At 29.4% G+C, this 4,021-nt stretch carries 4 protein-coding genes; all 4 read right to left on the bottom strand.

Going from position 1 to position 4,021, the window contains the following annotated elements; translation table 11 throughout:
- Nucleotides 1–243: 243 nt before the first annotated feature.
- The 4 genes from AQ1689_RS02195 to AQ1689_RS02180 are packed head-to-tail and all read right to left on the bottom strand — an operon-like array spanning nucleotide 244 to nucleotide 3,803.
- On the bottom strand, nucleotides 244–1,056 hold the full coding sequence (locus AQ1689_RS02195; RefSeq protein WP_145993677.1) for a hypothetical protein: 813 nt from the start codon (nucleotides 1,054–1,056) through the stop codon (nucleotides 244–246).
- A gap of 10 nt (nucleotides 1,057–1,066) precedes the next feature.
- The gene (locus AQ1689_RS02190; RefSeq protein WP_101915772.1) at nucleotides 1,067–2,137 is read right to left on the bottom strand and encodes a hypothetical protein; all 1,071 of its coding nucleotides are present in this window, start codon (nucleotides 2,135–2,137) and stop codon (nucleotides 1,067–1,069) included.
- The gene (locus tag AQ1689_RS02185; protein WP_101955043.1) at nucleotides 2,130–2,753 is read right to left on the bottom strand and encodes a hypothetical protein; all 624 of its coding nucleotides are present in this window, start codon (nucleotides 2,751–2,753) and stop codon (nucleotides 2,130–2,132) included. Before AQ1689_RS02185 ends, AQ1689_RS02190 begins: the two co-directional genes overlap by 8 nt.
- A gap of 3 nt (nucleotides 2,754–2,756) precedes the next feature.
- Nucleotides 2,757–3,803: a hypothetical protein gene (locus AQ1689_RS02180; protein ID WP_101955042.1), complete on the bottom strand. Its 1,047-nt coding sequence runs from the start codon at nucleotides 3,801–3,803 to the stop codon at nucleotides 2,757–2,759.
- Nucleotides 3,804–4,021 lie beyond the last annotated feature (218 nt).

The raw sequence follows: 4,021 nt of genomic DNA, 5'->3' as shown, positions 1-4,021 counted from the left end.
TAGTTCTTTTTTCGGCAGGGTAGTTTTATCTTTGTGTCCATAGTTTAACTAAAAGTGTTTAAATTTTAGTCAACCTATTTCAGGATTTTACATTTGGCTTAATGCAGGTTAACGGTTCGTATAAGAATAGTTGCGGATTTTTACGCACTAACTTTTCGGTTACACACAGACCTTTATTTATATTCATTTACTATCGTTTTTAGCGATTAAACCGCTATTATTTTTATATAATGTTGTAAAACGTTATTGCTCTTCATAATGTTTTTTTACGTCAACTAAAATTTTATAAATTACTTTATCATTGCCTTCTTGTCTTCTGCGTTCCCAAAAGGTAATTTTCCAATTTTCTGAAGCGGAATGATTGTAGTTTTTTTCGCCTCGTGCTTCTACTTCTTTTAAAAATACAGTTCTATCTGGTGCGTTATTTAATATTTGATAACCTTTTAATAAGTTATTTATTGGGTTTTGTAAATGTTCTTTATAAATAGCATTGGTTACATAATTTTGCATTAAAGGTTGGTTTTTTTTGTAAAAAGCAGTGAGCTTTTTTGGGTCTCGTAAGTTATACATAAACCCACTATAAGTAACTAACTTTAGGTAATTACTATTATCTTCTGTGTTGTTTTGAAAATCTTTTATCCTTAAAAAACCGCCTAATACCATATAGCGTAAACCATTGTTGATGTATGAACTTGTTATGCTTTTTATTAAAGTTTCTTCGCTTATTTTATCTACAATAAAATAACTGAGTGTTTTAAAACAGTCAATAGCTTCTTCTTTATTGTAATTTGTGTTGGCATTATTTATGCAATTGGCAACTATTATTTTTTGGGTAAGTGGTATGTTGTAATCTATCTTTGTAAGTAAAAACTCCTCTTTCTGTAAGTCTATATCAAATTGGTTGATGGGTAATTGTTTATGCTTTAATTGCTCTTTTATGTGTCGCATTAATCTAGATTTACGTTCTGTAATATCATTGCTGCGATACAGGTAATAAGCCGTAGCTAGCATAGCAACACTAGTGATGATGAGTATAATGTGGATTCTTTTTTTCATTTTAGCAGTTTTATTCGTAATGATTTTTTATTTCTAACAATACTTGGTGCACATATTCCATTGTCCCTTCAGTAAAGCGTCTGTCCCAAAAACTGTACGCCCATTGATAGCCGTCCTTAAACTCCTCTGTATTTGGTAAAGCATAAAATTCTGAATCGTCTAAATCATATTTTTCAAAATGTTTTTTGTAAGTATTGGTTTGAGTAACTGTATTATAAGTAGTGAAAAGCTGATCTATAAAAGGTTTACATAAGCCATTGTAGCGTTTTTGAGACATAAAGCTGAAGAAATATTGCTTGCCATTTTCCCAAATATTTTGAAACGTTTCTACATCTCTATCTGTACGCTTTACGTATTTTTGGTAGTAATCAAGCTTGCTTAACTTTTTAAGAGTTTTAGCAGCCTCTATAGCATCCATATCAGAATCGATATTGACATCCAATTTATAATCAGGATATTTTACAGAGCTATTATAATAGTATAATGCCTCATTTAAGTTGTAATAAATTGTATCGTTATTGTTTAGTTTTTCATTATCTAAAGTATGGTCAAACAAGGTGTTTAAACTTATAAACCAAAATTTTTCTGAATCAGGCTTTATAGTATTGTCTAATTCCTGGGTTAAAGTTTCAAGTAATAGATTGTGATTTTGGGTTTCTTTAAAGTATTTCCAATTGTTGTAAAAATGATTAAGGCTGTATAAAATAGTATTTGTTTTATTTTCTGCTAGCTCAAAATGCCCTAAAGTATAACTAGTTTGGTCTGTAGTTTTAATAGGGTTTTTTATATACTCGTATTGCCATAAATTTCGATTTGTATTGAGGTATTCTAATATTTCTTCGCTTACATCTACATCGTGATTTTCTGGTAATTCCCCAATTTGTACCCAGTTGTTATCGTTTTCTGGCAAACTATAATAATTATGAAAATTTTCATCTAATAGGTCAATAACCGCATTAGTTTCATTATCGGATTTTATATCTCTTAATTCCAAATACGTTATATAGTTATTAAACAGTATATAAATACTTATTGCAAAAATTAAAAAGCTGATTAAGTATAGAATTCGTGTTTTATTCATTTGTAAAATCTTTAAATGTTTCTTTAACTTTTACGCCATTTAAGTAGAGTGTTGTGCCGCCAGCGCCTGTACCATAGGAATATTCTGTTGTACTTACCTCTTTAGTCAAAGTATTATAATGTATAGTACCAAAAGCGGTATGCGCAGTGCCTGCTGAATATGAAAAATGGATCACTAAATTATCATAATCTGTTACCATTGTAATACGATAACCTATATAAAATCCAAACCAAAGTTCGTCATTTTTTCTTTCATAATTAAAAACGGAAAAAGTAGGGGTTTTTGAATTGGTATTATAATAATTAGTTACGGTTTTGGGTATTTCAACCTCTGAATGGTAGTTTTTTATGGTATATAAAAAAGCTTTTGTTTCATCAGAAATTGACTCTGTTTTTTGCGTGATGCAACTTGTTATTTTATTGTCATACGATCTTTTTTCAGCTTTAAGTTGGTCTATTTTTTTTTCAAGCACAGCTTTGTTTTCTTCCCAACCTCGGTTTCTTGCGTTAATTTGCAGCCTAGTTTCATCATCGTAATATTCTTTGCTTCCTATCCAAACACTAATGCCTAATGCTAAGAGCAAAAAAAGTAGAGCAAAACGTTTTAGGTATTTCATTGGTTATAATATTATTTTTTTTAGGTTTAAATCATACAATGGCATATTCCAATAAGTAGATTTGCCATTAATTACCCGAATGAGATATTCGCCTTTTTCTAGGTTTTTATTATAGGTGGTGTAAAGTTTGCTGTGCTTATTTACGTATTGTTCTATGGTATTAAAGGAGTTGTTTTCTAATATTGAAAACTGAAATTTTTTCTCTACTATTTTTGAATTTATTACTACACTTAGGTTCATTTTTTTTTCTATTTTTATTAAAAAGAAAGTTGCTTCTCCATAATAACCTTTGGTTTTAGAAGAAAAGCTTGATAGCTGGTTAAAGTCAACTGTATTTGCAACAAACTCAGGTTCAAAGAAATGAATCATTCTGTGGTCGTCATTTTTATCATCTTTTTGGTAACTATAAAAACCGCCATTAAATTTGAAACGCAAAACGTGTTGTTTTTCTTTTACATTGATGTAATATTCTAACTCCATAGGAAAAGCGGTGTTGTACCACTCGCTATTATCAGTTTGGTTGCTGTATTCTAAATGTTTTAGGTGGATTTCGTTGGTGTTTATTATTGTTGGGAAAATTCCACTTATTACATAAGTATCATTGCCTCTTTTTTTTAATTCTTTTTCAATTTGTGCTTGAGAGTAGCTTTGATAAGTAAAAAAATGTGTAATGAAATTACCTTTTTTATTGAATACTAAATTTTCGATTCCTATACTTTTTTTGAGACCGAAGTGAACAAAGTTACCTTTTTCTACTCTATAAATAGGTGTTAATTTGTTGATGTTATTTGAACAACCTATACATTCTGTATTATAAAAATTTTTCAAGGTTGGCTCTGTACTCTTCCAAATTTTTAGTTTTAAAATTTCATTTTCATTTAAAAAACCCGCTATCGTATGGTAGTCAATATCTTCATCGGTAATATTGTTGTGTTGGTAGGTTATTTTATTTAAAATTTCGAAAATTTCTTTTTCTTCTTTCGTTATTTTTGTTGATACACAACCTGCTAACAAAAAGGCGAATAGTATAAGTATAGGGGTGTTTTTCATTTTAATGTTTTACAACGATTTGTATATGAAAAGTGCTGTTTTGTGTGCGAGGATTTTCCGCAGGAAAATCAGATGTAGCAAAACGGCACTGACTTTTGTATTAAGACGAAATTAAGCATTTTTTATATACGTCTTAAGTTTGTCTTTTAATACATTTGATATATAATCAGAAAGAATAAAAGAGAGAATTAAGGTTACTATATACGGTGAAGCATTGA

The sequence above is a fragment of the Tenacibaculum finnmarkense genome (genome assembly GCF_900239185.1).
Lineage (GTDB): Bacteria > Bacteroidota > Bacteroidia > Flavobacteriales > Flavobacteriaceae > Polaribacter > Polaribacter finnmarkensis.
This window is presented reverse-complemented; position numbering and strand designations above follow the sequence as displayed.

Bases quoted from the DNA above. Each gene is read 5' to 3' on its own strand.
- AQ1689_RS02195 (WP_145993677.1), bottom strand. From the start codon at position 1,056: ATGAAAAAAAGAATCCACATTATACTCATCATCACTAGTGTTGCTATG.
- AQ1689_RS02180 (WP_101955042.1), bottom strand. From the start codon at position 3,803: ATGAAAAACACCCCTATACTTATACTATTCGCCTTTTTGTTAGCAGGT.
- AQ1689_RS02190 (WP_101915772.1), bottom strand. From the start codon at position 2,137: ATGAATAAAACACGAATTCTATACTTAATCAGCTTTTTAATTTTTGCA.
- AQ1689_RS02185 (WP_101955043.1), bottom strand. From the start codon at position 2,753: ATGAAATACCTAAAACGTTTTGCTCTACTTTTTTTGCTCTTAGCATTA.